Source organism: Paraburkholderia dipogonis (assembly GCF_042680985.1).
Taxonomy (GTDB): Bacteria; Pseudomonadota; Gammaproteobacteria; order Burkholderiales; family Burkholderiaceae; genus Paraburkholderia; species Paraburkholderia phytofirmans.
The window spans coordinates 297,770-324,683 of the sequence record NZ_JBHUFR010000008.1; the positions used below are offsets into that span (position 1 = coordinate 297,770).

Consider the following 26,914-nt stretch of genomic DNA (forward strand, 5'->3'; position numbering starts at 1 on the left):
GAATGCGCGCGGCGCGACGACAAAACGCCCGCCGCTGCGCGCGTCTTGTGAACCCAGGCTCAGTTCTTGATCAGCAGAACCGCGGCCTGAGCTTCGATACCCTCGCCTCGGCCGAGATAACCGAGCTTCTCATTGGTCTTGGCTTTGACGTTGACGCGCTCGACCGGCAGTCCGAGATCGGCGGCGATATTGGCGCGCATGCCCTCGATATGCGGCGCGAGCTTCGGCGCCTGCGCGACCACGCTGCTATCCACATTGGCGATGGAAAAACCCGCCGCTTTCACGCGCGCGAAACATTCACGCAGCAACACGCGGCTGTCCGCGCCGGCAAACTTCGCATCGGTGTCGGAGAAATGCCGGCCGATATCGCCCATCGCGGCGGCGCCGAAAATGGCGTCGGTAATGGCGTGCAACAGCACATCCGCGTCCGAATGGCCGAGCAGACCGCGCTCATAGGGAATCGTCACGCCGCCGATAATCAACGGACGTCCCGGCACCAGCGCATGCACGTCATACCCTTGCCCAATTCTGAAATCCATATGCGTCAAGTCCTCAAGCCCGCTAATTAAAATTGAAATCGTCCAGTCAGGACGCCGCCGCCGGCCGGCTCAGAATTGCCTCGGCCAGATCGAAGTCTTCCGGATACGTCACCTTGAAGTTGCGCAAGCTGCCCTGCACCAGCTTCGGCGCGTGGCCCAGCCACTCGATCGCGCTCGCTTCGTCCGTCAGGTCGTGACCGTCGGCCTGCGCGCGCAGGATCGCCTCGCGCAGCATGCCGATGCGGAACATCTGCGGCGTCTGCGCCTGCCACAAGCCGTCGCGCGCCTCGGTGCGGGCGATCCGGCCATCGGATGACGTCGCGTCGATCCGCTTCAGCGTGTCCGCCACGGGCAAGGCCATGATGCCGCCCACCGGGTCGTCCTTCAGCGCGCCGACCAGCGTGCGGATCAGCGCGGGCGTGATGCCGGGGCGCGCCGCGTCGTGCACCAGCACCCAGTCGTCGTCACGCGCGCCGAACTCGGCGAGCGCGTGCAGGCCGTTGAGCACCGACGCCTGACGCGAGGCCCCGCCGCTGCGGCGCACGGCGAAACGCAAGCCGCCGAAGCGGCGGCCGTCGAAGTGGGCGTCGTCAGGAGCGATCACGACGAGGGTTTGCGCAAACTCGCTGCAGGCGTCGAACGCCGCCAGCGAGTAATGCAACATGTCGCGGCCGGCGACGGTGCGATATTGTTTGGGCATCGCGGCGCCGGAACGGCTGCCGGTGCCAGCGCACGGAATCAGGGCAAATAGACGGGAAGTCACGAGTGCGGATGCCGCGAAGTCAAAGTAAAGGACGGATTTTATAATAGGTCCTTCGCATCCACGCCCCGACACGCGTAAACTTGCCGCTCACGTGTGAGCCTGAGGCCGCTTTTTCTCTTCTATGCCAGACATCGCCGCATCATCGCAGTACTCTCCGCCCGTCGCGCTCGTCAAGGCCGGCCAGCGTTTCGCCTTCGACGGCACGCACGGTTCGTCCGACGCGCTGCTGATCGCCCGCTACCATCTCGCCTATCGCGAGAAGGTGCCGCTGCTCGCGGTCGTGTGCGAAAGCGCCGTCGATGCGCAGCGTCTGGCGCAGGAAATCGGCTTTTTCGCGCCCGAAGCGCGCGTGCGTCTGCTGCCTGACTGGGAAACGCTTCCTTACGATACCTTTTCACCGCATCAGGATCTGGTCTCGGAACGTCTCGCCACGCTGCACGATCTCGGCGAAGGCCGCTGCGACATTCTGCTGGTGCCCGCCACCACGGCGCTGTACCGCATGCCGCCCGCCTCGTTCCTCGCGGCCTACACGTTTTCCTTCGCGCAAGGCGAGCGGCTCGACGAGGCCAGATTCAAGGCGCAGTTGACGCTGGCTGGCTACGAACACGTGAGCCAGGTGGTGCGTCCGGGCGAATACTGCGTGCGCGGTTCGCTGCTCGACCTTTATCCGATGGGCTCGCCCTTGCCCTACCGGATCGACCTGTTCGACGATCAGGTCGACTCGATCCGCGCGTTCGACCCTGACACCCAGCGCAGCCTGTACCCGGTGAAAGACGTGCGCCTGCTGCCCGGGCGCGAATTTCCATTCGACGAAGCCGCCCGCACCGCTTTCCGCAGCCGCTGGCGCGAGACCTTCGAGGGCGATCCGAGCCGCGCGGCGATCTACAAGGACATCGGCAACAGCGTACCGTCGGCGGGGATCGAATACTATCTGCCGCTGTTCTTCGAAGACACGGCCACGCTGTTCCACTACCTGCCCGAAGGCGCGCAACTGGCGTTCGTCGGCGATCTCGACGCGGCGATCCGGCGCTTTACCAACGACACGAAGCAGCGCTACAACTTCCTCTCGCACGACCGCGACCGGCCGATTCTGGAGCCGCAGCGTCTGTTCCTCTCGGACGAGGATTTCTTCACGCTCGCCAAGCCCTTCGCGCGGCTCTCGCTGCCTGCGAACGCCGGCGGCGGCTGGTCGACGCCGTTGCCGAATCTCGCGATCGACCGTCATGCGGAAGATCCCGTCGCGGCCCTGCGCACGTATCTCGACACCACGCCGAACCGCGTGCTGTTCGCCGCCGAATCCGCGGGCCGGCGCGAAACGCTGTTGCAGTTGCTCGCCGACAATCATCTGCGGCCGGTATCGAGCGACAGCTTCCAGGACTGGCTTACGAGCGACGAGCGCTTTTCATTGGGCGTCGCGCCGCTCGCCAACGGTTTTGCCGTGCCGGTCGACGGCATCGCGATCATCACCGAGACCGAGCTGTACGGTCCGCTCGCGCGTCGCGCGGGACGCCGCCGTCAGGAACAGGCGAGCAACGTCGATTCGATGGTGCGCGACCTCTCCGAGCTGAAAGTAGGCGATCCGGTCGTGCATTCGCAGCACGGCATCGGCCGCTATATGGGACTCGTCACCATGGATCTCGGCGAAGGCGAGACCGAGTTCCTGCACCTCGAATACGCGGGCGACAGCAAGTTGTACGTGCCCGTCGCGCAACTGCACGTGATCTCGCGCTACAGCGGCGCCGATCCGGAAAGCGCGCCGCTGCACTCGCTCGGCTCCGGCCAGTGGGAAAAAGCCAAGCGCAAGGCCGCGCAGCAGATCCGCGATACCGCGGCCGAACTGCTCAATCTCTACGCGCGCCGCGCGGCACGCGAAGGCCATGCGTTCCCGCTCGAACCCAAGGACTACGTGAAGTTCGCGGAGAGCTTCGGCTTCGAGGAAACGCCGGACCAGGCCGCGGCGATCGCCGCCGTGATCGGCGACATGACGAGCGGCAAGCCGATGGATCGCCTCGTGTGCGGCGACGTCGGCTTCGGCAAAACGGAAGTTGCACTGCGTGCGGCGTTCATCGCGGTGATGGGCGGCAAGCAGGTCGCCCTGCTCTCGCCGACCACGCTGCTCGCCGAACAGCACACGCAAACCTTCAGCGACCGCTTCTCCGACTGGCCTGTGCGGATCGCCGAACTCTCGCGCTTCAAATCCACCAAGGAAGTGAGCGCGGCGATCCAGCAGATCAACGAAGGCACGGTTGATATCGTGATCGGCACGCACAAGCTGCTCTCGTCCGACGTGCAGTTCAAGCGGCTGGGGCTCGTGATCATCGACGAGGAGCATCGCTTCGGCGTGCGTCAGAAGGAGGCGCTGAAGGCCTTGCGCGCCGAAGTGGATGTGCTCACGCTGACCGCCACGCCGATCCCACGTACGCTCGGCATGGCGCTCGAAGGCCTGCGCGATTTCTCCGTGATCGCCACCGCGCCGCAAAAGCGCCTCGCGATCAAGACCTTCGTGCGCCGCGAGGAAGACAGCGTGATTCGCGAAGCCATGCTGCGCGAGTTGAAGCGTGGCGGCCAGGTCTACTTCCTGCACAACGAAGTCGAGACGATCGAGAATCGCCGGCAGATGCTCGAAGCGCTGGTGCCCGAAGCGCGCATCGCGGTCGCGCATGGACAGATGCATGAACGTGAACTAGAACGCGTAATGCGCGACTTCGTCGCACAACGCGCCAATGTGTTGCTGTGCACGACGATTATCGAAACCGGCATCGACGTGCCGAGCGCCAACACGATCCTGATTCATCGCGCGGACAAGTTCGGTCTCGCGCAATTGCATCAGTTGCGCGGCCGTGTGGGCCGTTCGCATCACCAGGCGTATTCGTATCTGCTGGTGCACGATCCGCAAGGACTGACCAAACAGGCGCAACGCCGCCTCGAAGCAATCCAGCAGATGGAAGAACTCGGTTCGGGCTTCTATCTGGCGATGCACGACCTCGAAATTCGCGGCACGGGCGAAGTGCTCGGCGACAAACAATCCGGTGAGATTCACGAGATCGGCTTCCAGCTCTACACCGACATGCTGAACGACGCGGTGAAGGCGCTCAAGGAAGGCAAGGAGCCGGACCTCACCGCGCCGCTCGCCGCGACCACCGAGATCAATCTGCACGCGCCGGCGATTCTCCCCGCCGACTATTGCGGCGACGTGCAGGAGCGTCTGTCGCTCTACAAGCGGCTGGCTAATTGCGAACACAACGATTCGATCGACGGCATTCAGGAAGAACTGATCGACCGCTTCGGCAAGTTGCCGCCGCAAGCGCATGCGCTAGTGGAGACGCATCGTCTGCGGCTGGCGGCGAAGCCGCTAGGCATTTCGAAGATCGATGCCGGCGAAGCGGTGATCGGCTTGCAGTTCATCCCCAACCCGCCGATCGACGCGATGCGGATCATCGAGATGGTGCAGAAACACAAGCACATCAAGCTCGCGGGCCAGGACAAGCTGCGTATCGAAACGCGCAGCCCCGATCTCGCGGTGCGTGTCGCGACGGTCAAGGAAACCTTGCGCGCGCTCGGCACGCCGAGTCGCGGCACGGCGACGAGCGCGGTGGCGCGCTGAGTTCGTGCGCTACGCCGCCGCGCTGGCGCAGCGTCGAAAACCGGGGTACGTGTAGCGTTTTTCCCATTCATGCTGCGGTGCGCAAACACGCACCGCAGCATACGGGCGTCTTTTTTTTGGGTATGATCGAAAGACTCAAATGCCGGAGTCTTGTCATGTCCCATGTCGCTGAAACAGCGCAGTCCACGCCGCAGTCCACCTCGTCTTCTCCCGTTTCGCTCCCGTGGGTCACCCGTCTCGTGTCGATGGACACGGTCAGCCGCAATCCGAATCTCGGCCTGATCGAAACCGTGCGCGACGAATTGCGCGCGGTCGGCGTCGAGGCCACGCTCACGCACGACGAAAGCGGCAAATGGGCCAACCTGTTCGCGACGATTCCCGCGCACAACGGCGAAACGAACGGCGGCGTGGTGCTCTCGGGCCACACCGACGTGGTGCCCGTAGACGGCCAGCAATGGGACAGCGATCCGTTCAAGCCGGAGATTCGCGGCGACAAGCTGTACGGCCGCGGCACCTGTGACATGAAAGGCTTCATCGGCGCGGCGCTGACGCTCGTGCCGGAGATGCAACGCACCAAACTCGCCAAACCGATCCACTTTGCGCTGTCGTTCGACGAAGAAGTGGGCTGCGCCGGCGCGCCGCTCCTGATCGCCGACCTGATGAAGCGCGGCGTGAAACCGGATGGCTGCATCGTCGGCGAACCGACCAGCATGCGGCCTATCGTGGCGCACAAGGGCATCAATGCCTACCAGTGCTGCGTGCGCGGTCAGGCAGCGCATTCGTCGCTTACGCCGAAGGGTTTGAACGCGATCGAATACGCCGCGCGCCTGATCTGCTACATCCGCGACATGGCCGACCAGTTCCGCGAGCAAGGCCCGTTCGACGAACTGTACGACGTGCCCTTCACCACCGCGCAAACCAGCACGATCGTCGGCGGCAACGCGATCAACACCGTGCCGGCCGAATGCAAATTCCAGTTCGAATTCCGCAACCTGCCCACGCTCGACCCCGACCCGATCTTCGCGCGCATCGATCAATACGCTCGCGAAACGCTGCTGCCGAAAATGTTGCGCGAGCATCCATCGGCGGCGATCGAGATCACGAAGATCGCCGCGGCGCCCGGACTCGATTCGTCTGAACAAGCGGCCATCACGCAACTGGTGCGCGCGTTGACCGCCGACCAGGACAAGCGCAAGGTTGCCTATGGCACGGAAGCCGGCCTGTTCTCGCTGGCGGGCATTCCGAGCATCGTCTGCGGCCCCGGCGACATTCAGCAGGCGCACAAGCCCAACGAATTCGTCGCGCTGGATCAACTGGTGGCGTGCGAGCGCTTCCTGCAGAAATTCATTCGCAGCATGTCGGTCGACGCGCACGCGCACTGAAACTGTCACATGTAGAAAGAATCTTACCCACACCAACCCAGGCACGCCGACGCCATGTCCACCGCCACGCCGCAACACACCGACCATACGATCGACGGCGAGCCGATCCCCACGCTCGACGACATCGCCGCACAGCACTTTGCGTTGACGCCGTGGGTGGCGCGAACGCCGGTGTTCGACCGGGTGGACTTTCCATCGCTGGAAGGCACGGTGGTGAACTTCAAGTTCGAGCTATTGCAGGAGGGTGGCAGCTTCAAGGCGCGCGGCGCGTTCACCAACCTGCTCGCACTCGACGAAGCGCAGCGCAGCGCGGGCGTCACGTGCGTGTCGGGCGGCAATCATGCGGTGGCGGTCGCGTATGCGGCCATGCGCCTTGGCATCAGCGCCAAGGTCGTGCTGTTTCACGCGGCCAATCCGGCGCGGGTGGCGCTGTGCCGGCAATATCGCGCCGAGATCGTGTTCGCGCAAGACATTGCCGAAGCATTCGAACTGGTGCGCCGGATCGAGGCCGAAGAAGGCCGCTATTTCGTGCATCCGTTCAACGGCTATCGCACGGTGCTGGGTTCGGCCACGCTCGGCTACGAGTGGGCCACGCAAACACCGGATATCGAAGCGGTGATCTTGCCGATCGGCGGCGGCGGCCTCGCGGCGGGTGTCGCGACCGCCATGCGGCTCGCGAATCCGAACGTGCACGTGTATGGCGTGGAACCCGAAGGCGCGGACGTGATGGGCAAGAGTTTCGCCGCCAATCACACGGTCAAGATGCGCCAGATGCACGGCATTGCCGACTCGCTCATGTCGCCGCATACCGAGCAATACAGCTACGAATTGTGCCGCCGTCATATCGATCAGCTCGTCACCGTGTCCGACGACCAGTTGCGCGCGGCCATGCTGACCTTGTTCGGACAACTGAAGCTCGCTGTCGAACCGGCCTGCGCCGCGGCTACCGCGGGTTTGCTCGGCCCGCTGCGTGAACAGTTGCAAGGCAAGCGCGTCGGCGTTCTGCTGTGCGGCACCAATACCGACCCGGTCACATTTGCCGCGCATATCGAACGCGCGCGGCATAGCGAGTCACAGTTTCCTCAATAACGAAACAAAGCTCGCGTTCCTGGCCAAAAGACTAGCCTATCCTTCTTAGGTTGGTATCATTCGAACATCGACTTCTGGGAGGAACCTCTATGAGCATGGTCAAGGAATTCAAGGAATTTGCCCTCAAGGGCAACGTGATGGATCTGGCGGTCGGTGTGATTATCGGCGGCGCGTTCTCCACCATCGTCAATTCAATTGTTAAAGACCTGATCATGCCGGTTGTCGGGCTCGCCACCGGCGGCCTCGATTTCTCCAACAAGTTCGTTCGCCTCGGTCCCATTCCGCCTACTTTCAAGGGCAGCCCCGAGTCGTATAAAGACTTGCAAACGGCGGGCGTTGCCGTGTTCGGCTACGGCTCGTTCATTACCGTGCTGATCAACTTCCTGATTCTCGCGTTCATCATTTTCCTGATGGTCAAGTTCATCAACAATCTGCGCAAACCGGCCGAGGCAGCGCCGGCAGAACCGCCGCCGACGCCGGAAGACGTGCTGCTGCTGCGTGAAATCCGCGATTCGTTGAAGAACTCACCGCGTTAACTATTCCGGCGTATCGGCCGGAGTCATTCGTCAATAAAAAGGCCTGTTGCGATTAAAGTCGCAACAGGCCTTTTGCTTACTTTCATGGCCCCGATGCGGGCGGCCTAAACACTCACGCGTCCCGCTGCTCCTTCAGAGTCACCGCGCCTTCGATCATCGCCTCGAGCTGGCTGAAGTTGACCGGCTTGGTCAGATGCGAGGTAAAACCGGCGCTCAGGCAACGACGCACGTCTTCGTCGGTGCCGAAGCCCGTCAGCGCGACCGCAGGCGCGTCCGAGTGCTCGCGGAACGCCTTGATGAAGTCGAGACCGGTGCCATCGGGCAATCCTACGTCGCTGACGATCAGATCGAAGGTCTGCGATTGGGTCGCGGCCAATGCATCGTCGACCCGGCCCACCGTCGTGACTTCATGGCCGAGGCTGCGAATCAGTTGCTCCATGACTTCGGCGGTGTCCACATGATCTTCGATCAGCAGGATGTTCAGCAGACCGCCCGAATGCACTTCGTCGGGCACCACGACCGGTGAAGTCACCTCCGGCGCCGCAGCCGTCGGCAAGGTGATCGCGAAGGTCGCGCCGCAGTGCGCACCCGGACTCTGCGCGGTCACCGTGCCGCCATGCACGTCGGTCAACGCCTTCGTGATCGCGAGTCCGAGGCCGAGGCCGCCGAACTGCCGCGTCATGTTCTGGTTGCCCTGCTCGAACGCGTTGAAGAGTTTGCCGATCTGGTCCGGCTCGATGCCGATCCCCGTATCTTCGACCGATATCTGCACGTGCATGCGTTCGTCGCGCGTGCGCACATAAATATGGCCGCCATCTGGCGTGAACTTGGCGGCGTTGCGAATCAGGTTCCACAGCATTTGCTGCAGCCGCGCGCGATCGGCCAGCACGTAATGATGCTGCGCGTCCTTATGGACGTGCACGTCCTGCTGCTTGACCTGAATCTCGCTGCGAAACAGTTCGAGCACGCTGTCGATCACGTCGTGCACGTCGACGGTTTCCAGCGACAGCCGCAGCTTGCCGTTCGCCACGCGCGTGAGATCGAGCAGGTCGTCGATCAGCCGCGCTTCGAGTTCGACGTTACGGCGGATCATGCGCACGCTTGCCCGCGCCTGATCGGGCAGACCCGGAATCATTTCCAGCACGCTGGCGCCGGCCAGCACCGGCGTGAGCGGCGTGCGCAATTCGTGCGACAGCATGGCCAGAAAGCGGTCTTTGGCGCGATTGGCTTCTTCGGCGGTCTGGCGGGCGGCCTGCTCCGACGCCAGCAGCCGTTCACGTTCCTCGATCGCCTCGCGCTGCGAATGAATGTCCGTGCAACTGCCGAACCATTTGCTGACGTTGCCTTCGGCGTCGCGCATCGCCACCACGCGCAAGTCGAACCAGCGGTATTCGCTGTCGTGACGGCGAATCCGCAACTCCTGCCGGTAGTCGCCGGCGTCGCCCGACACCGTTTTTAGCCAGCTTCGTCGAATCTTTTCGCGGTCGTCCGGATGCACGGCGTCGAGCCAGGCGAGGCCGTACGAACAGCTTTCAGCGAGGCCCGTGTAGTCGTACCACTGCTTGGACAGAAAATCGCAGTCGCCTGTGGCGTTGCAGGTCATGACGAGGTGCGGCAGCGCCTCGGACAAGGTGCGGTAATGCTGCTCGCGATCGCGCAGCAGCAAGGCTTCGTCAGACGCACGCTGCAGGCGCACTTGCGAGAGCACCCGTTCGACGGCTTCGGGCAGGTAATCGAGGTAATCGCCGGATTTTGGCACGACATCGGACACGCCCGCGCGCAGCGCTTCGATAACACGCGATTCGTCGGTAAAGCCCGTCACGAGGATGGCGGGAATCCGCACGCCTTCCGCGCGCAGACGGCGAAAGAAGTCCAGGCCGGTCTCGGGCCCGCTCAGTTGGTAGTCGAGCACCAGCAGGTCGGGACCGCCGCCCGCGAGCCGTTCACGAGCCGCTTCGACGCTGGCGCAGATCGCGACCCGGCAGCCGGCGCGCTCGAGCGACTTGCGCGCGAGCCGCAGGATGCCTTCGTCGTCATCGACGACCAGCACGTAGGCGGCGGGCTGCGTGGACACTTCGTCGGTCATGCGGAGTCTTCTCTGGCTAGGGTCAACAAGTGGTCTATCTTGTCACGAGCGGCTTTCGGCCGGCTTCATGCGAACCTTCCATCACGGCGCCGCAAGACGATGCCCCGAAGGCAGCTTGACCACCTGGAGGAAAAAACCGAGGCGGCGCACCGCTTCGATAAACGCATCGTACTCGACCGGCTTGGTGATGTAGACGTTGCAGCCGAGTTCGTAGCAACGCGCGATTTCGCGCGGGTCGTCGGTCGTGGTCAGGACGATCACCGGCACGGCGGCCGTCTGCGGCGATTCTTTCAGGCGCCGCAAAACTTCGAAGCCGTCGACTCGCGGCATTTTCAGATCGAGCAGCACGACGAAATTCATCAAATCTTCACGCGCGGGCACGGCGCTCTGAGCGGGGTCGGCCGCGCAACTCGCGGCGGCGTCCGCTGGCGACGGCGCCGGGCCGAAGAAATAATCGAGTGCCTGCTGGCCGTCGCGAAAACGCACGAAACCGTTCGAAATGCCGGCACGGCGCAGATTGCGCTCGACGAGCGTGGCGTGGCCGTCGTCATCTTCGATCAGTACGATGCTGACCGTTTCCCCGTGATTCATATGCTCTCCGTGCTCAACGATTGGTTGATGCCTGCCGCTTGTGATTATCCGCGCCGCCGCCCTCTTTGCCTGCCGAAGTTCACAGACGCGCGGGCTGTTCCGGCAACACCACGAAAAACGTCGACCCCGCGCCCTCCGCCGATTCGACCCACACGCGGCCCCCATGCCGCTCCACCGTGCGACGCACCACCGCGAGACCGATGCCGTCGCCGTTCGCAACGTCGCCGTGCAGGCGCTGAAACGCCCGGAACACTTTCGACATATACGCGGCCGGAATGCCGAGGCCGTTGTCGCGCACATAATACGTGCGCATGCGGACCGCGCGCGGCTCACCCGCCTGGGCCGGCTCGACCGGCTCGGGTTCCAGTGCGCCGATTTCAATACGCCCGTTACGCGCCGGGTCGAGATAATTCAGCGCGTTGCCGATCAGATTGCTGAAAATCTGCTCGATCGCGCCGGGGTCGCCCCATGCGGGCGGCAAGTCGCGCACGGTCACCACGGCCGCATGCTGGCCGATCTTGCCCTGCAGCGCGTCGACCACCCGGCCCACCACACGCCCGACGCTCACGCGCTGCCACTGGTATTCGAGCCGGCCGGCGCGTGAAATGCGCAGCAGCGCGTCGATGATCGCGGCGGCCCGCGTCACTGCCGTGCGCAAATATTGCAACGACTCGCGCACCTCGCCGTTAAGAATATGCGCCATGCGCCGGTGCTCGGCGTCCGGCAATTTTGCCGCCTCGACGACGCTGTCCAGTTCGTCGCACGAGACCTGCAATTCCTTCGAGAAACCTTGCAGATTCACCAACGGCGAGCGCAGATCGTGCGACACGCTGTAGATGAACATTTCATTGTCTTGCGTCTCCTGACGCAGTTCCTCGTTGACGCCCGCCAGTTCCCGCGCGCGCGCTTCGAGCCGTGTTTTCAGCATGGCCTGCTCGGCTTCCGCCTCACGCAGGCGCGCGCCGGTCTGATGCAGCACGGCGTCGAGCGCGGCAATTTCGTCCTTACCCGACAGCGCCGGCGCCAGCGTGCGCCCGCTGCCCAAACGCTCGGCGTTTTCCGTCAACACTTCCAGCCGCCGGCCGATGCTGCGCGCGAAGACCACTGCGGTGACGGCCCAGATGAGCATCGAGCCCAGCACGGCGCCGATCAGCGCGTACTGCTGACGGTCGCGGCGCCGCGCGAGCGCGGCCGAGCGCTCGGCATCGAGCCGCGACGCCTCGTCGCCGAACGCCGCGAGCTCATCCCGAAACACGGCGATCTGCTGCGGCAACGCGCCGGTCTCCAGCGCCGCGAACGAAGTCGAACGACGCCCTTCGTGCAGCGCCTGCGAGATCGCGACAGTCTGCGTGCGATACGCGTCGATCGCCCGCTGCATCTTGTGCACGCGCTCGACCTGAGGCGGCGTGCCGGCGACCAGCGCCTCGAGATTCGACAGCCGGTCGCCCAGATCGACCCACACCGTATGGCGGTCGATCAGCGACGCATCGCCGATCACCATACCCGTGCGAACCCGCGCGGCCTGGCGCAGCAGCGGATCGATGATGGCCGACGACTGATAGAGAATCTGCTTGCTGTTGGTGACCTGCTGGGCGGCCTGCGCTGTCTGCTCCTGGGTATCGAAGACGACGCCAAGAAGCGCCAGTTCGACCGCGCTCGGCACTGCAATCAGCAGCAGACCCTTGGTGAATAGTTTCATGTTCGCCCGAAGGGTCGCAAAGGGTCGCTCAAGCCGCGGCGGCTCATGACCAGCGATGCAACGCCGCGCCGGAGGGACTTTGCGGTGGGACATCGGCGAGCTCGGCGCAGTGCAGCCGGACGGGCCATTATCGACGTGAATTCGAGATATTTCAACGTATCGGCAAGATGCGCCTGCCCACACAAAAACGACATTTTTATTGGTATGAGATGATTTTTCGACGCCTCGTGCGTCTATGATGGAAACAGATGGGATGGGAAGCGAAAGCGCGCGGCGAGGCGGTTCGGCATGATTCGTGCGGGAGGCGGTGGGGCGGCGTCGTTGTCGAATCACCGTGAATCCGACCTTGTCGTATGCTATAAAAGATCGACGTGCGGCGCGCGAAGCCGGGAGTGGTCGCATGAGGACGCTGCGTTTCTTGCAATTCTTTTTCAGGCGAATTTTTATGTCCTTCCCGAAAAAGCGTAGACGCGCGAAGGTGGACGGCGATGAGTCGTTCCTCGCGGTACTACGGCATTTCAAGCCGTTCGGTCAGCTCGACACCAAGATTGCGCGTGCTCGTGCGCAAGACGAGCCGGTCCTTTATGCCCATGTGCTGCCGGGGCTCGATGTCCTCCTGTGCAGTGTGCGTGGTGCACAACCGCCCTATCCGGCACCCGCGGAATTGCGGCGTCGCTGTATCGAATCCATTACGAATGCGCTGGAGCAGCCGCTCGACGGTCTCGAGAACGGCGGCTACTGGTATGAGGCGGACGGCTTCGGCTTTCTCGTGTTCGCCAGCCGCGCCCGCGGCAAGATCCTGACGGAATTCGGCGCGACTCGCGTTGGCGGCACACGTCGCGGGGTGCGTCGGCAGGATGCTGCCGGAGACGCCGCGCCACGCTCGCTCAGGTAAATCTTTTAGCTTTACAGTAGACCTTCATCTTCGCAACTCCGTCTGTTCGCACAGTTCGTCGGGCGGCGTTGCGTCATCACCTTTCCTTGCCTTGCTTGATTCGACTTGTCATCTCAGGTGATCTGTCGACGCGCGCGTGCAGCACTCGCCTTGTCCTTTTTCATCATGACGTCATCGAAGTGGCCGCGCCCGGGCGGCACACTGATCAGCCACAAAAGGATCAAGGAGAGGCCACCGCCAAAACTCCAGCTCAGCCAATCCAAAGGCAGGATGAAAGGCATCAGCTTCCCTTGTAAGTAGCCGCGCTGGCGGGCGACATCACCGCCGGCTTCTTCTTATCCGTCGTAGCCGGCGACGAAGCTCCGCCCGAAGACTTGTTGACTGGCGCGCCATCCAGAGAAATCGCCGCCTTGGGCTGCTGCTTCACGCCCGGCGGCGGCGCCGTCGGCGCCTGACGGATCTGCTCCAGCATCTGCGTGCAGGGCAACGGCTTGTTGTTGCTCGGCGCGAGCAACGGAATCAGCGCCGCGAACGGATTGATCAAGCCGAGGCCGACCGCCGCGCCACCGCGCAGCGCCAGCGCGGCCGCATTCACGCCCACGTGCGGATCCTTGAAGGTGCCTTTCACGTACAGCGGCGAGCGCAGCGAGAAGACACGGAAGCCCTTGGTATGCGGATGCACGCCGAGGTCCATCGACTCGTCACGCAGATTCACGTTGCCGTCGATATTGATCACGGCGTCGTCCGTATCGAGCGCGAAGATGCGCGATTCGAGCACGCCGTTGGTTGCGACAAAATCAGCGGCCGCGCAGTTGATCTTCACGTCGCGATTGGCGAACAGCTTTTCGTAGACGACGTTCGCCACGTTCAGCCCCGCCGCTTCCATCAGCAGGCGGCTTACCGTGCCGTCCGTCACCAATGCCTTTACCTCGCCGTTCGAGGTGGCCGCAAGCGCCGCCGGCGAATTGCCTGTCGCGGTCAGGGCGGCGTCGCCGTTGATTTCACCGAGTGCGTTCTGCATCGTCTTGAAGTTCGGGAACAACTGCTTGAGCTTCAGATGCCGCGCCGATGTCGCGAAGCGGCCCTTGAGCGGCGTCGCGCTGCCGTCCAGATGAATGTCTGAAGCGAGCGTGCCGCCGGCCACGCCGAACTTCAACGGTTCCAGCGAGAGCACGCCGTCGGTCATCACGACGTGCGTGTACAGATCCGTGATCGGCAAATTCACGTCCTTGACGATGCGCCGGCCGGTGAACTTCACGTCGGCGTCGATCGCCTTCCAGCGGTCGGTGCGGAATTCCTCGACCGGCAGCGCCTTGTTGGACGGCTGCGCCGTTGCATCGCCGCGCTTGGCCTTGCTGGCGTTCGAATCCGCGCCGATCACGGGCGCCAGATCGGAGAACTGCAGCAGATGCGAGACGAGTTCGCCCTGCAACAGCGGCCGCGGTTCACGTGCCGTATAGGTCAGCGAGCCGTTGATATCGCTGCCGCCGACCCGGCCTGTAAAATTTTCATACTTGAAGACGTTGCCGGTGGACTTGAACTGGCCGACCAATCGCCCCTCGGTCGCATACGGCGGCGTGTCGGGCAAGGTCACACCGGTCAGTGAATACAGGCGCGCCATGCTGTTGCCTTGCAGCCAGAGGCGCAGATCGACCGCGGCAAGATGCGCCGGATCGGTGATCGTGCCCACCAGGCCGACATGCAGATCGCCGGCCTTGACATCGGCCTGCACCGGGAACGGCCGGTTGGCATCCTGCAAAGCGAGCACGCCGCCCACCTTGCCGCTGCCCGACACCGGCGTCTTGTTGTAAGTCCCTTTGACGGTCCAGCCGATCGCGTACGGCGGAATCTCCTGCTTCGCGCCGGCTTGCGCCTCGCTCGCGCCCGAAGCGCCCGAAGCATTTGAAGCCGACGCCACGACTGCGCCGCTCGCGCCTGCCGCGACGGCTTCGCTCGCACCCTTCGAGCCGCCCGCGACCAGGCCGCCCGAGGCGCCCGTGGCCGCCGTCGTCCCCGACGCGCTGATCTCCGTCGACGACGCGCCCGAAGCCGCCGCCGCGGACGCCGCCGCGGCCTCCGACGCCGCCTGCGCATTTGCCTGCTGCGTGAGCTTGTTTGCGCCCGACTTGCCGATGGTTTGCGCCGACGAACTGCGCGACGCCGCTTCCTGCTGTTTCATCGCCTCGCCGATCGGAATCGGCTGACCGAGCGTGTCGATGGCCATCTGCAAATCGACCTTCTTCTGCTGATCGGACAGTGCAATGTTGCCCTTGGCAAAGGCGATATCGTGCAGATCGAGCTTCCATTCCGAAGGCCCGCTCGACGACGCCAGTTTGAACGTCCAGTTGTTGCGCCCGTCGAGCACGCGTTCGAGATCGACCGAAGGATTCACGAGGTTGATTGTGGGAATCACGATATCGTGCGCGAGCAGCGGCAGCACCTTGACCTGAAAGTCGATTTCGTCGAGCGTGGCGAAGTGCGGCTGCTTCGTCCAGTCCGGATTGCCCACGGTGATATTGGCCGCCGAGAAACGCGGCCACGGCACCCAGCCGCGCCAGCCGGTCTCGCCGACCGGATGCCGCCAGCCGACCTTCAGATCGCCGTTGATGGCGAACGGCCTGCCGATAGCTTGCGTGACCTTGTCATTGACATAGGGCCTTGCCCGGTTCCAGTCGAAGGTCAGAATGAAAATAGTCAGCGCGACAATCAGAATGACGATAATCGCCAGCAGCCATGCGATGATTTTTCCGATCCGCCGTCCAGTCGTGCTCGACACTGCCATTGAGAGGCTCCGCTAATTCTTCTACGTTGAGCACCGTGCAGCACGTTGCATGCCCGATCCTTGCACGGCCTGCGTTAGGCCGTTGCCGCTTTATCATGTTGCACGCATGTTGCACGCGCACGTCGCAACGCGCTTCGACCTTACGCATCCCCCATTACAAATTCACCCATGACCGATGTTCCATTAGTCCTCGCCGACGGCATCGTCCGGCGCGATGCCGCGCGCGGGCAGACGCTGCTGCAGCCGACCACCTTCGCCTTGCAGGCGGGCGACCGCGTCGCGATCACCGGGCCGTCCGGCTCGGGCAAGAGCGTGTTCCTGCGCGCGCTCGCGCTGCTCGATCCACTCGATGCGGGACGCATCATGTGGCATGGCGCGCCGGTGGAACGCGCCGCGATTCCACGCTACCGGCGCAACGTCGCGTATATCCGGCAGCGGCCCGCGCTGCTCGACGGCAGCGTCGAAGACAATCTGCGCTACCCGTTCGAGTTGCGCACCTATCGCGACGTGCATTTCGATCGCGCGCGTGCGGCGAGCCTCGCCGCTCAGGCCGGCCGCGGCGACGATTTTCTCGACAAGCGCGCAAGCGAACTGTCTGGCGGCGAGGCGCAGATCGCCGCGCTGATTCGTGTGCTGCAACTCGCGCCCGAAGTCCTGTTGCTCGATGAGCCCACCGCCTCGCTCGACCCGGAGTCGTCGCGTGCGATCGAAGGTCTGGTGCACGCCTGGTTCGACGCCGACCCCGGACGTCATGCGTCGATCTGGGTGTCCCACGATCCGGCGCAAGCCACGCGCATGAGCGCGCGGCATCTGACCATGCGCGCCGGCGTGCTCGACGAAACCGCACGGTCCGAGATCCCGTCCGCGCATCAGGATCACCAGGAGTTCGGCCAATGACACTGCAAAACCTGAGTCTGTGGGATGTCGCGATTGCCGCCTTGCTGATCGTCGTGAACGGTGTCGTGTCGGTGGCGCTGAAGCTCGATCTCGAGCGCAAGCTGGCGTGGGCCGCCGTGCGCACCATCGTGCAGTTGCTGGCGATCGGTTACGTGCTCGGCTGGGTGTTCCGTTACGACCGCTGGTACGTGGTGTTGCCGCTGATGATCGTGATGACGCTGATCGCCGGCTTCGCGGGCGCGCAGCGCGGCAACCACACCTATCGCGGACAACGCGCGGACAGCGTGCTGTCGATCTGGGTCAGTTCGTGGCTGGTGGCCGCGGTCGGGCTGTTCGTCGTGATCCGCATTCATCCGTGGTACGAGCCGCAATATGCGATTCCGATTCTCGGCATGATCCTCGGCAACACGCTGACCGGTGTGTCGCTCGGCATCGAACGGATGACCGAGGAATTGACCGCGCGGCGCGATCGCGTCGACATGGCACTCGCGCTCGGCGCGACGCGCTGGGAAGCGGCCCAGGCACCCGCGCGCCAGGCGGTGCGGGCGGGCATGATGCCGACGCTCAATCAGATGGCCGTGGTCGGCGTGGTGAGCCTGCCCGGCATGATGACCGGCCAGGTGCTGGCCGGGCAATCGCCGTTGCAGGCGGTGCGCTATCAGATCGTGATCATGTTCCTGATCGCCGCGTCGTCGGCGCTCGGGACCGTGGGCGCGGTGCTGCTCACGTACCGGCGGCTCTTTTCCGCCGAGCACCGGTTTCTGTCGGCGCGGCTCGTGGAGCGAACCGCGGCGCGGCGTTGAGCCGCGCCGCTGTAATCCCATCACACGCCGGGCTCAACGCTTCGCGCTGATCGCGACTTCCGTGCCGTCGCTGAGCGTGAGCGTTTTCGTGCTGCCGTTGACCGGCATCGTGAAGCGCACGATCTGACTGACGCTCACGTCGTTCGGACACTTGAGCGTTTTGCCGCCGCTCGTGACGGTTTTCACGCCCTTCGGCGTCTGCGCCTGGAAGCTCAATTGCACGGTCGCCGTGCCGTCGCCGGCGACCACCGGCGCGAAACGGATCTGCGTTTGCCGGATCATCGCGCCGTTGGTGTCGGTCGGCAGCGACGCATAGTTCGGGCACGCATCCGTCGCGGGAACCGGGCCGCCAGGCGGCACCGTCTTCCACGTGAAGTCATCCGATTCGCCGGAGCGGATCGTGCGGGTTTCCTGCGAGTTGCCGAACTGTTTCGACGTGACGCGCACCGTATAGCGGATCGGGCCGTCGAGGGCGGACTGGGACGTGACCGTGATCGGCGTGGCCGCGTGAGCCACCGGCACGAGCATGCCGGGCGCGAGCGCGCATGCGAGAGAAGCGACAACTGAAACGGCGGAGAGTCTGAAGCTCATACTGTCACCTCGTTGTTGTGCCGCTGCGCGCCCGCTTCAGCGCTACTGCCCGCGCACCGGCGGGCATCAATGATGCCGGGCCGCGAGACACGCAACTGTTTTAGCATGATGCCCCGCCAGTCTAACGCCAAGCGGCGCTGTGCGCGCTGCCCGCGAATCGGGTGTTAACCCGCTTGCGGCGACGCGTTTTCTGCGCGTGTCGCCGCTCTGGCGCATGAAAGCGCGCGCCGCACCGCACTGCTGCATATCGACGCACCGGGTAGCACAGTTTGATGTGCATCAAATGGACACGGCCGGCGCGCATTGCTGCGACGCCGGCCGTGTTCCGTTGCAACCCGCTTCAGGTGAAACGCTATTTACGCCTCGAAACCTGTCAGCACCAGTTTGCCGATCGCGCGCCCTTCTTCGAGAAGCTGATGCGCGCGACGCAGATTAGCGGCGTTGATCGCCCCGAGGTTCTGGCCGACGGTCGTGCACAGCGTGCCCGCATCGACGAGACGCGCGACTTCCGTCAACAGCTTGTGCTGCTCGATCATGTCCGGCGTGCCGAACATCGAACGCGTGAACATGAACTCCCAATGAAACGCGGCGCTCTTCGCCTTCAGCAGTTCAACCGGCACAGGCTGGCTGTTTTCCACGATCGTGCAGATGCCGCCCTGCGGCTTGACGACTTCGGCGGCGACCGGGAAGTTCTTGTCGGTGTCGTTGAACATCAGCACGTAATCGACCTGGTCGATGCCGAGCTTTTTCAATTGCGCGGGCACGTCGCCGAAGTGATCGACGATGTGATCCGCGCCCAGTTCCGTGGCCCATTTCGCCGATTCGGGCCGCGACGCGGTTGCGATCACCTTCAGCTTCGCGAGCTGCTTCGCCAGTTGGATGCCGATTGAGCCGACCCCGCCCGCGCCGCCGAAAATCAGCACGCTGCGGCCTTCGTCGGCGCCTTGCGGCGACACGCCGAGACGGTCGAACAATGCTTCCCAGGCTGTGATCGCGGTCAGCGGCAGCGCGGCCGCGTGGGTGAAATCGAGCGACGCCGGCTTGCGCCCGACAATCCGCTCATCGACCAGATGGAACTCGCTGTTGGCGCCCGGCCGTGTGATGCTGCCCGCATAGAACACCGGATCGCCGACCTTGAACAGCGTGACGTCCGGCCCGACCGCGGCGACAGTGCCGGCGGCATCCCAGCCGAGGATGCGCGGCGTCTCCTCGAGCTTGTCTTTCGGCGCACGCACTTTGGTGTCGACCGGATTGACGGAGATCGCCTCGACCTTGACCAGCAGATCGCGACCGGTGGCTTCCGGTTTCGGGATCTCGACATCGACGAGGGCTTCCGCTTGATCGATCGGCAAATAGCGATAGAGACCGACGGCTTTCATACATGCTCCTGTTGGTTCAAATCAGATTGAAAAGTTCGCGATTTTTGCGGCCGGCCTGCGGCGCCGGTTGCGTATCGGCGATTTCATGGGTGTGATCCTAGGGCGGTTCTTATTCTTTTAAAACCGTCATAATGACTGAAACATCTTTTGGAATTTCAGAAGAATGAACCTGCCTGCTATTTCGCCCGAGCGTACGCCGCCCGGCGAACGGGAGCGGCTCGATCTGCTCGACGTCGCGCTGTTCGTGCGCGCCGCGCTGCTCGCCAACGTGTCGGCGGCCGGCCGCGAATTCGGTTTGTCCGCGGCGGTGGCCAGTTCCCGCATCGCCCAACTGGAAAAGCTGCTCGGCGCGCGCCTGCTGCACCGGACCACCCGCCGCATCAGCCTCACGCAGGACGGTGAAGTCTTCATGACGCGCGCCGAAGCCCTGCTCGATGCGGCCGCCGCCGCGCGCGCGTCGGTGGGCCGGGCGCAGGCCGAGCCGCAGGGCCGCTTGCGAGTCTCGATGCCGTCTTCGTTCGGACGGCAGCACGTGTCGCCGGTAATCAGCGAATTTCTGCGCCGCTATCCCGGCGTGAGCGTCGATTTGCGGCTCACCGATCAGCTGGTCGATCTCGTCGATGCGGGTATCGATGTCGCGATCCGCGTCGGTGTGCTGAGGGATTCGTCGCTGGTGGCGCGGCGCCTCGCGGTGAATCGGCGGGTGCTGTGCGCGGCGCCCGCTTACCTTGCCGCGCGCGGTACGCCGCATCATCCTTCGGACCTCGCGGAACACGAGTGCATGATCCTGTCGGACCAGCGCGACTGGGCCTTCGTGACGCCTGCCGGACCACTCTCGGTGCGGGTGAGCGGGCGCCTCGTCACGGACAATGGCGAAGTGATTCGCGATGCCCTGCTGGCCGGTTTCGGCATCGCGCTCAAATCGACGTGGGACGTCACGCCTTATTTGCGCAGCGGCGAACTGGTGAGCGTGCTGGACAGCTATCCGCTCGCCGAGAGCGTGGCGATCTGGGCCGTGTATCCGAGCCGTTCGTTCGTGCCGCCGAAAACGCTCGCCTTCATCGAATTCCTGGCGGCGCATTTCGGCGATCCGCCTTACTGGGACAGAGAGCCGGCTTGAGACCGATCGATGCGCCGCCTACGGCGCTCGAATCGACCAGTCCTCAGTGCTTGTTGCCGCGTGCGCCGCCGGCTCCTTTGTCATCGGAGTTGACGTCAGTGTGTGCATCGTTCTGCGTGTTCTGCTGATACTCGTCGCCGCCGCGGCGGTCGGTATCTTTCAGCCCGCGTTCGAGGTCGCGATGCGCCTGCTTGCCGACATGGCGCGGACCATCCTCGTGTTGCGATTCCGGATTCTGATCGGCTTCGTGCGGCAGAGGCGCAGCTGCCTCCTGCATCGATTTGGGCTGCTTTCCGGCATGCGGGTCCGCCTGCTTGTCGCCGTCGGAGGATTGCGGTGAGGTCTTCATGGTGTAGCTCCTTGTGGCTCTGAATCGGGTCCGTCCAGGCTTATTGCGCGTCATCCAGACGTTTTTTCATGGCCGCGGTGATGCGCTGACGCGTCTTCGCATAGTCCGCCCACGGGTCGCTTTTGAGTTCGGCGAGACGCTCGTGCAGATTCTCGATGGTCCATTGATCGCCGCCCGTGGTACCGGCGACTTCGTCCCACGCAAGCGGAACCGATACGCCGAGGCCAGGACGCGCCCGCGCCGAGAACGCGGCGACCGTGCTGGAGCCGCGGTTGTTGCGCAGATAGTCGACGAAGATTTTCTGCTTGCGGTTCTGCGCGCCCATCTTCGCGCTGAAGTACTTGGGCAGGGTTGCCGCCATGTGCTGCGCGACGGCTTGCGAGAAGTCCTTTACTTCGTCCCAGCCGGCCTGTTTCGCGAGCGGCACGACCACATGCAGGCCCTTGCCGCCGCTCGTCTTGCAGAACGATTTGAGGCCGAGTTCCTCCAGCAGCGAACGCGTCAGTTGCGCGGCTTCGATCATGCGTTCCCAACCTAACGCAGCATCGGGGTCGAGGTCGAAGACAACGCGGTCCGGTTTTTCGATATTCGATGCGACGGCATTCCACGTGTGAAATTCGACGGTGCCCATTTGCGCGGCGCCGACCAGCGCTTTGATGGTATCGACGGTGATCAGCGGCGGATGGCCGGGATCGAGGCCCGGATGCTGCGTGACATTCGGAATCGACAGCTTCTGGCTGTGCTTCTGAAAAAACAGCTCGCCGCCGATGTCCTCGGGCGCGCGCACCAGCGAAACCGGCCGGTCTTTCAGATGCGGCAGCATCCATTCGGCCACCGACTCGTAGTACTGCACGAGATCGATCTTGCGCGCGCCGCTGCTTTTGTCGATGACGCGATCGGGATGCGAGATGCGCACGCCGGCAACTTCGGCGGGTGGCGCGGCGGTGGTTGATTTTGCGGGTGTGGGTTTGGTGGTTTTGGGTTTGGTGGGTGTGGTTTTTACGGCGGCGGTTTTCGTTGCAGCGGTTTTCGCTGCGCCGACTTTAGCTCCGTCGCCCGGCTCCGCGCCGGCTTTCCCTACGCCGCCATCTGTCGCGTCCGCCGACTTCGCCTTGCCCTTCGATTTTGCCGCGCCAGTTCTCTCTGCGCCGGCTGCGGCCACTGTACTACCGGAAGTTTTCCGCGCCGCACGTTTCCTCGGCGCGTCGTCGGAGATGGAATCGGTTTGCTGTTGCACGTCGGCTCCCTGGCGAGGTGTTTCCTTGACGATCTGGCGCGCCGGCTTGTCATTGCGCAAACTCACGAACGACGCCTGACGCACGATGCCGTCACTCGTCCATTCCGCGAAATTGCATTCGGCTACGAGCACCGGTTCGACCCAATGCACCGGCGTGCGGCTGCGCTCGCGCGGCGCGGCTGCAAAGGGCATGCGCTTAGTCGCGTGCGCATCGAGTTCTTTCTTGACCGAGCGCAGCAACGCCGCGTCGAAGCCGGTGCCCACGCGCCCCGCGTAATTCAACTTGCCTTTGCTGTCATAGACGCCGAGCAGCAGCGCGCCGAATGCCGCACGACTGCCGGACGGTTCCGAATAACCGCCGATCACGAACTCCTGGCGCCGGCGGCATTTCAACTTGATCCACGTCGACGAACGGCCCGACAGATAGCCGCTATCGCGCCGCTTGCCGATGATGCCCTCCAGCGCCATGTCGCATGCGCTTCTGAGCAGGTCTTCCGCGCTGAAGTCGAAATTGTTCGAGAAGCGCAGCACGCTGTCGTCGACGTCTTCCATCAAGGCGCGCAGAATCGCGCGGCGCTGTTCGAGCGGCACGCCGCGCAAGTCGTAGCCGTTCAGGAACGGTATATCGAACAAATAGACGATGATGTCTTGCGGCCGATTCGCATCGAAAGCGTTCTGCAGCGCCTGAAAATTCGGCACGCCGTTCTGGTCCAGCACCACGGCTTCGCCGTCGAGCCATGCGCTTTCAATTCCGAGTTGTTCGAACGCCTTGACCTGTTTGCTGAATTTCGCGGTCCAGTCGTTGCCGGCGCGGGTGAATACTTTAACGGCGCTCCCTTTCGCGTCCCGATCGATTCGGGCCAGCACGCGGTAGCCGTCAAACTTGATTTCGTACGACCAGTCGTCACCGGGCGGCGCGGCGTCGACGAGTGTCGCCAGTTGCGGTTTGAAGCTCGCGGGCAAGCGAGCTTTCACCGCGCCCTCGATCGCGGGCGTGGCGGCGAGTTCACGTAGCGACTGCGTGTTGCGCGTCGCCACGATGTCCGGCCGCCTGGGATCCGCGCGGGTGGATGAAGCGGCTTTCGCGCCGCTTTTGCCGCCTCGTTTTACGGCGGACTTCGCATCAGATGCCGCGGTTTTGCGTGCGGTCCTGGATACCGCTGTCGTCGTTTTTTCGCCTTTGTCCACCGAGGCGCTGCCGCTGAGCACGCTGCCCGGGCGCTTCTTCAGAATGTCGTAGTCGCTCTCATCGCGCGCCTGGTCGTCGCGTTCCTTGATCAGCAGCCACTGCTCCTTGTCGCCGCTGCCGCGCATATGGCTGCGCACCAGTGTCCAGCCGCCTTGCAGCTTTTCGCCGTGCAGATGGAACTTGAGTTTGCCGGCCGCATAGGAACGCGCCGCTTCCGCCGCGCCGCCAACCGGTTCCCAGGTGCCGCGATCCCACACGATCACGCTGCCCGCACCGTAGTTGCCGGGCGGGATTTCCCCTTCGAACGAACCGTATTCGACCGGATGATCCTCGACATGCACTGCCAGCCTTTTCACCGAGGGATCGAGGCTCGGCCCTTTGGGCACCGCCCACGACAGGAGCGTGCCGTTCAGTTCCAACCGGAAGTCGTAGTGCAAGCGCCGTGCGTCGTGCTCCTGAATCACGTATGAGAGCGCCTCGCCGGCTGCCTGGCGGGTCGCTTTCCGGCCGCCCGGTTTGCGCCTGGCGCGCGTGCCCGCCGGCTCCGGCGTGTCGTCGAAGCGGCGCTTGCGGTTGTAGAGATCGAGTCTGTCGTTCATGGCGATGACGTCGTCGTGATTGCCTCAGGCGCGATGCCGGCGATCAGGCCGCCGCACGGCGTTTGCGGGCCGCCGGCGCGGACGCGGACTTGGCGGCCGCACGACCGCCGCCGCGCGTTGTTGTCTTACTCGCCGTACGAGTCGTGCGCGGCTTCTTGCGCGCCGGCGTTTCGGCCTCGGCATCCGCGTCGCCCTCGTCGCTGTCGTCGTCCGCGGCGCGCTTGCGGCCGCCCGCCGCCGGTTTGCCCTTGCCGCGTCCGAGACTGCGCTTGAGCAGATCGGACAGATCGAGAATATCGGCGGATTGACGCGACTCGTGCGGCGCTTCGACTTCGGTGATTTCCTCGGTCTTGCCCGCGCGAATCTTGCGATCGACGAGCGCCATGATGTCGTCGCGGAAGGTGTCGTGATACTGCGACGGATCCCACTTGTCGCTCATGTCGTCGATCAGCTTCTTCGCCATGTCGAGCTCGCGCGCGGACACGCCCGCCGCCTTCACACCGTCGGCCGGCAGCTTGAATTCGTCGAAATCGCGCACCTCCGCGGCCCAGCGCAGCGTGTTCAAGGCCAACACCGGACCCACCGGAATCAGCGCCGCCAGATGCTGCTTGTTGTGCAGCACCACGCTCGCCACACCGATCTTGCCGGACGCCTTCATGGCTTCGCGCAGCAGCGCGTAGACCTTTTCGCCCTTGCGGTCGGGCGTGAGGAAATAAGGCGTGTCGAGGTAAAGAAACGAGATATCCGGGGCGTCGACGAACGCCAGAATATCGACCGTTTGCGTCGACTCGGGATTCGCCGAGCGAATCTCGTCGTCAGAGAGCACGACGTACTTGTCCTTCTCGTACTCAAAGCCGCGCACGATGTTGTCGCGCGTCACATCCTTGCCGGTGCGTTTGTTGATCTGCTTGTAGCCGATCGGATCGATCGAGCGCTTATCCAGCAGATTGAAACCGACTTTCTCGGACTGCGTCGCCGGATATAACTGCACCGGCACGTGGACGAGGCCGAAGCTGATTGCGCCTTTCCAGATCATGTGTGGCATCGTGCGCTCCCCTGGGCCTAAGACCTGACACGAAGCAGCAAGCGTGCCACGGCTTTGCGCGCAGCGCCGGCGCGCGTGGCGGTGCGGCGGGCGCCGACAGAGGCTGTAAGTCTTGCGTCAGCACGGCAAAAGCTACGCCGTGCGGCTCGCGGCCGGTTCGAGTTCCAGCGGCACTTCGGCGAAGCCGCGAAAGCGGACGCGTCCGCCGCGCGTCGGCTCGCCGTCGAGGCGATAAGCGGGAAAGCGCTGCACGAAGCGGCCGATCGCGATACGCGCCTCCAGCCGCGCGAGCGACAGTCCGGCGCACTGATGGATGCCGAAGCCGAACGCAAGATGCCGGTTCGGATCACGGCGAATGTCGAAGCGGTCCGGATCCGCGAACTGTTCCGGGTCGCGATTCGCCGCGCCGATGCACAGCGTGACCGGCGTGCCGCGCGCGATCGCGACGCCGCCGATTTCCGTGTCGACGGTCGCCATGCGGTTGCCGAGCTGGTTCGAACTCTCGAAACGCAGACATTCCTCCACCGCCGATTCGATCAGCGACGGTTCGTGCAGCAACGCCGCCCGCTGCTCCGGCCATTGCGTCAACGTGACGAGGCCGTTGCCGATCAGATTCGTGGTCGTCTCATGGCCAGCGTTCAGAATGAAAATGCAGTTCTGCAGCAACTCCGCTTCCGACAATTGCTCGCCACCCTCCTCGCCCTGAATCAGACGCGTCAGCACATCATGCTGCGGGTCGCCCGGTTCGCGCCGGCGCCGTGCGACCAGATCGCGCAGATAGCCGACGAATTCGTCCACCGCGCGATTGCCGCGCTCGAACTGCGCCTCGGTCAGCGACGGTTCGAGCGCGCCGAGAATCGCGAGCGACCAGTCGCGCAACGGCTCGCGCTCAGCGTGCGGCACATCCAGCAGATTGCCGATGATCTCGACCGGAATCGCCGACGCGAACTCGCCGATCAAATCGATCCGGCCACACCCGGCGGCGGCATCGAGCAAGCCGTCGACGAGGCGTACCAGCCCCGGCTCCATCGCCGCGATGGCGCGCGCCGTCAGCGCCCCGGCGATCAGCTTGCGCACGCGCGTGTGGCGCGGCGGATCGTTGAAGACGAGACTCGTGGTGTGATGCGCGTAGAGCGGCGAGTCGCCGTACTTCGGCTTGAATTCGACGGTCTTGTCCGAACTGAAGGTTTTCGCGTCGCGATACACCGCCTGCACGTCGCGAAACCGTGTCAGAAAGAGTGAGCCGTCCGGCATGCGCTTGACCGGCTCGTAAGCGCGTAATGCGTGATAGACCGGATAGGGATCGGCATGGAAAGCGGGATCGAGGTGGCGCAGATCGAAGTCGCGCGCAAGAGTGGATGCGTCGCTGGCGGTCGCCTGGGGCATGCGTTGTCTCCGTAGTGGTGCGCCTCGTCGTGGATGCCGGTGTGTTCACGTGCCGGACGTTGCACGCCGCGGGAGGCGGATGCGACGGTCGGTGCGCACAGCGGCTGCGGGGCGTCGTTCGATGCGCCAGTATGAACTGGGCGCCGCGGGATTGCACGGCGCGATGCGAGGTGTGGGGCGGTGTTCGTTGCGGGTTGCCAAAGGCGGGGTGCAGTGCGTAGCGTTCCCTGCCGGTTGCCAAAGGCGAGGCGCACTGCGAAACGCGGCGTAGCGTTCCCTCCCCGCTGCCAAAGGCGCGATGGCGCGCACCTCTCCAGGCAGATCGCAAGCGGCAAGGCCCACCGGCGAACCGT

At 64.1% G+C, this 26,914-nt stretch carries 21 protein-coding genes; 8 read left to right on the forward strand and 13 right to left on the reverse strand.

Going from position 1 to position 26,914, the window contains the following annotated elements; translation table 11 throughout:
- Positions 1 to 59: 59 nt before the first annotated feature.
- Together ispF and ispD are read right to left on the reverse strand one after the other, a co-directional pair.
- Complete coding sequence (gene ispF, locus ACFSNN_RS11330) at positions 60 to 539, reverse strand: 2-C-methyl-D-erythritol 2,4-cyclodiphosphate synthase (RefSeq protein WP_012432887.1); 480 nt, start codon at positions 537 to 539, stop codon at positions 60 to 62.
- A gap of 46 nt (positions 540 to 585) precedes the next feature.
- Positions 586 to 1,302 (reverse strand): 2-C-methyl-D-erythritol 4-phosphate cytidylyltransferase, encoded by a 717-nt coding sequence (gene ispD, locus ACFSNN_RS11335; protein ID WP_106307548.1) that lies wholly within the window; start codon positions 1,300 to 1,302, stop codon positions 586 to 588.
- A 121-nt stretch (positions 1,303 to 1,423) separates the two neighbouring features.
- Here ispD and mfd point away from each other — a divergent pair, with 121 nt between their 5' ends.
- The 4 genes from mfd (at position 1,424) to mscL (ending at position 7,913) form a co-directional block, all read left to right on the forward strand.
- On the forward strand, positions 1,424 to 4,906 hold the full coding sequence (mfd, locus tag ACFSNN_RS11340) for a transcription-repair coupling factor (RefSeq protein ID WP_134456169.1): 3,483 nt from the start codon (positions 1,424 to 1,426) through the stop codon (positions 4,904 to 4,906).
- Between the two features lie 155 nt (positions 4,907 to 5,061).
- Positions 5,062 to 6,288 carry an acetylornithine deacetylase gene (gene argE / locus ACFSNN_RS11345; protein WP_134456170.1) on the forward strand — a complete coding sequence of 409 codons (1,227 nt, stop codon included), beginning with the start codon at positions 5,062 to 5,064 and terminating at the stop codon, positions 6,286 to 6,288.
- A 54-nt stretch (positions 6,289 to 6,342) separates the two neighbouring features.
- Positions 6,343 to 7,377, forward strand: a complete 1,035-nt coding sequence (locus tag ACFSNN_RS11350; protein WP_377779169.1) for a threonine/serine dehydratase — start codon at positions 6,343 to 6,345, stop codon at positions 7,375 to 7,377.
- A gap of 89 nt (positions 7,378 to 7,466) precedes the next feature.
- Positions 7,467 to 7,913, forward strand: coding sequence for a large conductance mechanosensitive channel protein MscL (gene mscL, locus ACFSNN_RS11355; RefSeq protein ID WP_134456172.1), 447 nt, complete (start codon positions 7,467 to 7,469; stop codon positions 7,911 to 7,913).
- A gap of 112 nt (positions 7,914 to 8,025) precedes the next feature.
- Here mscL and ACFSNN_RS11360 read toward each other — a convergent pair whose 3' ends face one another.
- From ACFSNN_RS11360 to ACFSNN_RS11370, 3 genes are all read right to left on the reverse strand, one after another.
- The gene (locus ACFSNN_RS11360; protein ID WP_134456173.1) at positions 8,026 to 9,999 is read right to left on the reverse strand and encodes a hybrid sensor histidine kinase/response regulator; all 1,974 of its coding nucleotides are present in this window, start codon (positions 9,997 to 9,999) and stop codon (positions 8,026 to 8,028) included.
- A gap of 81 nt (positions 10,000 to 10,080) precedes the next feature.
- Positions 10,081 to 10,590: a response regulator gene (locus tag ACFSNN_RS11365; protein ID WP_134456174.1), complete on the reverse strand. Its 510-nt coding sequence runs from the start codon at positions 10,588 to 10,590 to the stop codon at positions 10,081 to 10,083.
- A gap of 79 nt (positions 10,591 to 10,669) precedes the next feature.
- Positions 10,670 to 12,289 carry a sensor histidine kinase gene (locus ACFSNN_RS11370; protein ID WP_134456175.1) on the reverse strand — a complete coding sequence of 540 codons (1,620 nt, stop codon included), beginning with the start codon at positions 12,287 to 12,289 and terminating at the stop codon, positions 10,670 to 10,672.
- 400 nt (positions 12,290 to 12,689) lie between these two features.
- Here ACFSNN_RS11370 and ACFSNN_RS11375 point away from each other — a divergent pair, with 400 nt between their 5' ends.
- Positions 12,690 to 13,184, forward strand: coding sequence for a hypothetical protein (locus tag ACFSNN_RS11375; RefSeq protein WP_134456176.1), 495 nt, complete (start codon positions 12,690 to 12,692; stop codon positions 13,182 to 13,184).
- 113 nt (positions 13,185 to 13,297) lie between these two features.
- Here ACFSNN_RS11375 and ACFSNN_RS11380 read toward each other — a convergent pair whose 3' ends face one another.
- Together ACFSNN_RS11380 and ACFSNN_RS11385 are read right to left on the reverse strand one after the other, a co-directional pair.
- The gene (locus ACFSNN_RS11380) at positions 13,298 to 13,465 is read right to left on the reverse strand and encodes a hypothetical protein (protein ID WP_166799223.1); all 168 of its coding nucleotides are present in this window, start codon (positions 13,463 to 13,465) and stop codon (positions 13,298 to 13,300) included.
- The gene (locus ACFSNN_RS11385; protein ID WP_134456177.1) at positions 13,465 to 15,966 is read right to left on the reverse strand and encodes an AsmA family protein; all 2,502 of its coding nucleotides are present in this window, start codon (positions 15,964 to 15,966) and stop codon (positions 13,465 to 13,467) included. Before ACFSNN_RS11385 ends, ACFSNN_RS11380 begins: the two co-directional genes overlap by 1 nt.
- A 168-nt stretch (positions 15,967 to 16,134) precedes the next feature.
- Between ACFSNN_RS11385 and ACFSNN_RS11390 the strand changes: the two genes are divergently transcribed.
- Both ACFSNN_RS11390 and ACFSNN_RS11395 read left to right on the forward strand, forming a co-directional pair.
- Complete coding sequence (locus tag ACFSNN_RS11390) at positions 16,135 to 16,863, forward strand: ABC transporter ATP-binding protein (RefSeq protein WP_134456178.1); 729 nt, start codon at positions 16,135 to 16,137, stop codon at positions 16,861 to 16,863.
- Positions 16,860 to 17,666, forward strand: coding sequence for an ABC transporter permease (locus tag ACFSNN_RS11395; protein ID WP_134456179.1), 807 nt, complete (start codon positions 16,860 to 16,862; stop codon positions 17,664 to 17,666). Before ACFSNN_RS11390 ends, ACFSNN_RS11395 begins: the two co-directional genes overlap by 4 nt.
- 33 nt (positions 17,667 to 17,699) lie before the next feature.
- Here the strand turns inward: ACFSNN_RS11395 and ACFSNN_RS11400 are convergent, their stop codons facing one another.
- Both ACFSNN_RS11400 and ACFSNN_RS11405 read right to left on the reverse strand, forming a co-directional pair.
- On the reverse strand, positions 17,700 to 18,257 hold the full coding sequence (locus ACFSNN_RS11400; RefSeq protein ID WP_134456180.1) for a DUF6013 family protein: 558 nt from the start codon (positions 18,255 to 18,257) through the stop codon (positions 17,700 to 17,702).
- A 356-nt stretch (positions 18,258 to 18,613) separates the two neighbouring features.
- A complete protein-coding gene (locus ACFSNN_RS11405; RefSeq protein WP_134456181.1) occupies positions 18,614 to 19,636 on the reverse strand; it encodes a zinc-binding alcohol dehydrogenase family protein in 1,023 nt (340 codons plus the stop codon).
- A 163-nt stretch (positions 19,637 to 19,799) separates the two neighbouring features.
- Between ACFSNN_RS11405 and ACFSNN_RS11410 the strand changes: the two genes are divergently transcribed.
- Positions 19,800 to 20,756 (forward strand): LysR family transcriptional regulator, encoded by a 957-nt coding sequence (locus tag ACFSNN_RS11410; protein ID WP_134456182.1) that lies wholly within the window; start codon positions 19,800 to 19,802, stop codon positions 20,754 to 20,756.
- A 43-nt stretch (positions 20,757 to 20,799) separates the two neighbouring features.
- Here ACFSNN_RS11410 and ACFSNN_RS11415 read toward each other — a convergent pair whose 3' ends face one another.
- From ACFSNN_RS11415 to ACFSNN_RS11430, 4 genes are all read right to left on the reverse strand, one after another.
- Positions 20,800 to 21,105: a hypothetical protein gene (locus ACFSNN_RS11415; protein WP_134456183.1), complete on the reverse strand. Its 306-nt coding sequence runs from the start codon at positions 21,103 to 21,105 to the stop codon at positions 20,800 to 20,802.
- A 40-nt stretch (positions 21,106 to 21,145) separates the two neighbouring features.
- A complete protein-coding gene (ligD, locus tag ACFSNN_RS11420) occupies positions 21,146 to 24,130 on the reverse strand; it encodes a DNA ligase D (RefSeq protein ID WP_134456184.1) in 2,985 nt (994 codons plus the stop codon).
- 43 nt (positions 24,131 to 24,173) lie between these two features.
- The gene (gene ku, locus ACFSNN_RS11425) at positions 24,174 to 25,175 is read right to left on the reverse strand and encodes a non-homologous end joining protein Ku (protein WP_134456185.1); all 1,002 of its coding nucleotides are present in this window, start codon (positions 25,173 to 25,175) and stop codon (positions 24,174 to 24,176) included.
- Between the two features lie 132 nt (positions 25,176 to 25,307).
- On the reverse strand, positions 25,308 to 26,561 hold the full coding sequence (locus ACFSNN_RS11430; protein ID WP_134456186.1) for a cytochrome P450: 1,254 nt from the start codon (positions 26,559 to 26,561) through the stop codon (positions 25,308 to 25,310).
- Positions 26,562 to 26,914 lie beyond the last annotated feature (353 nt).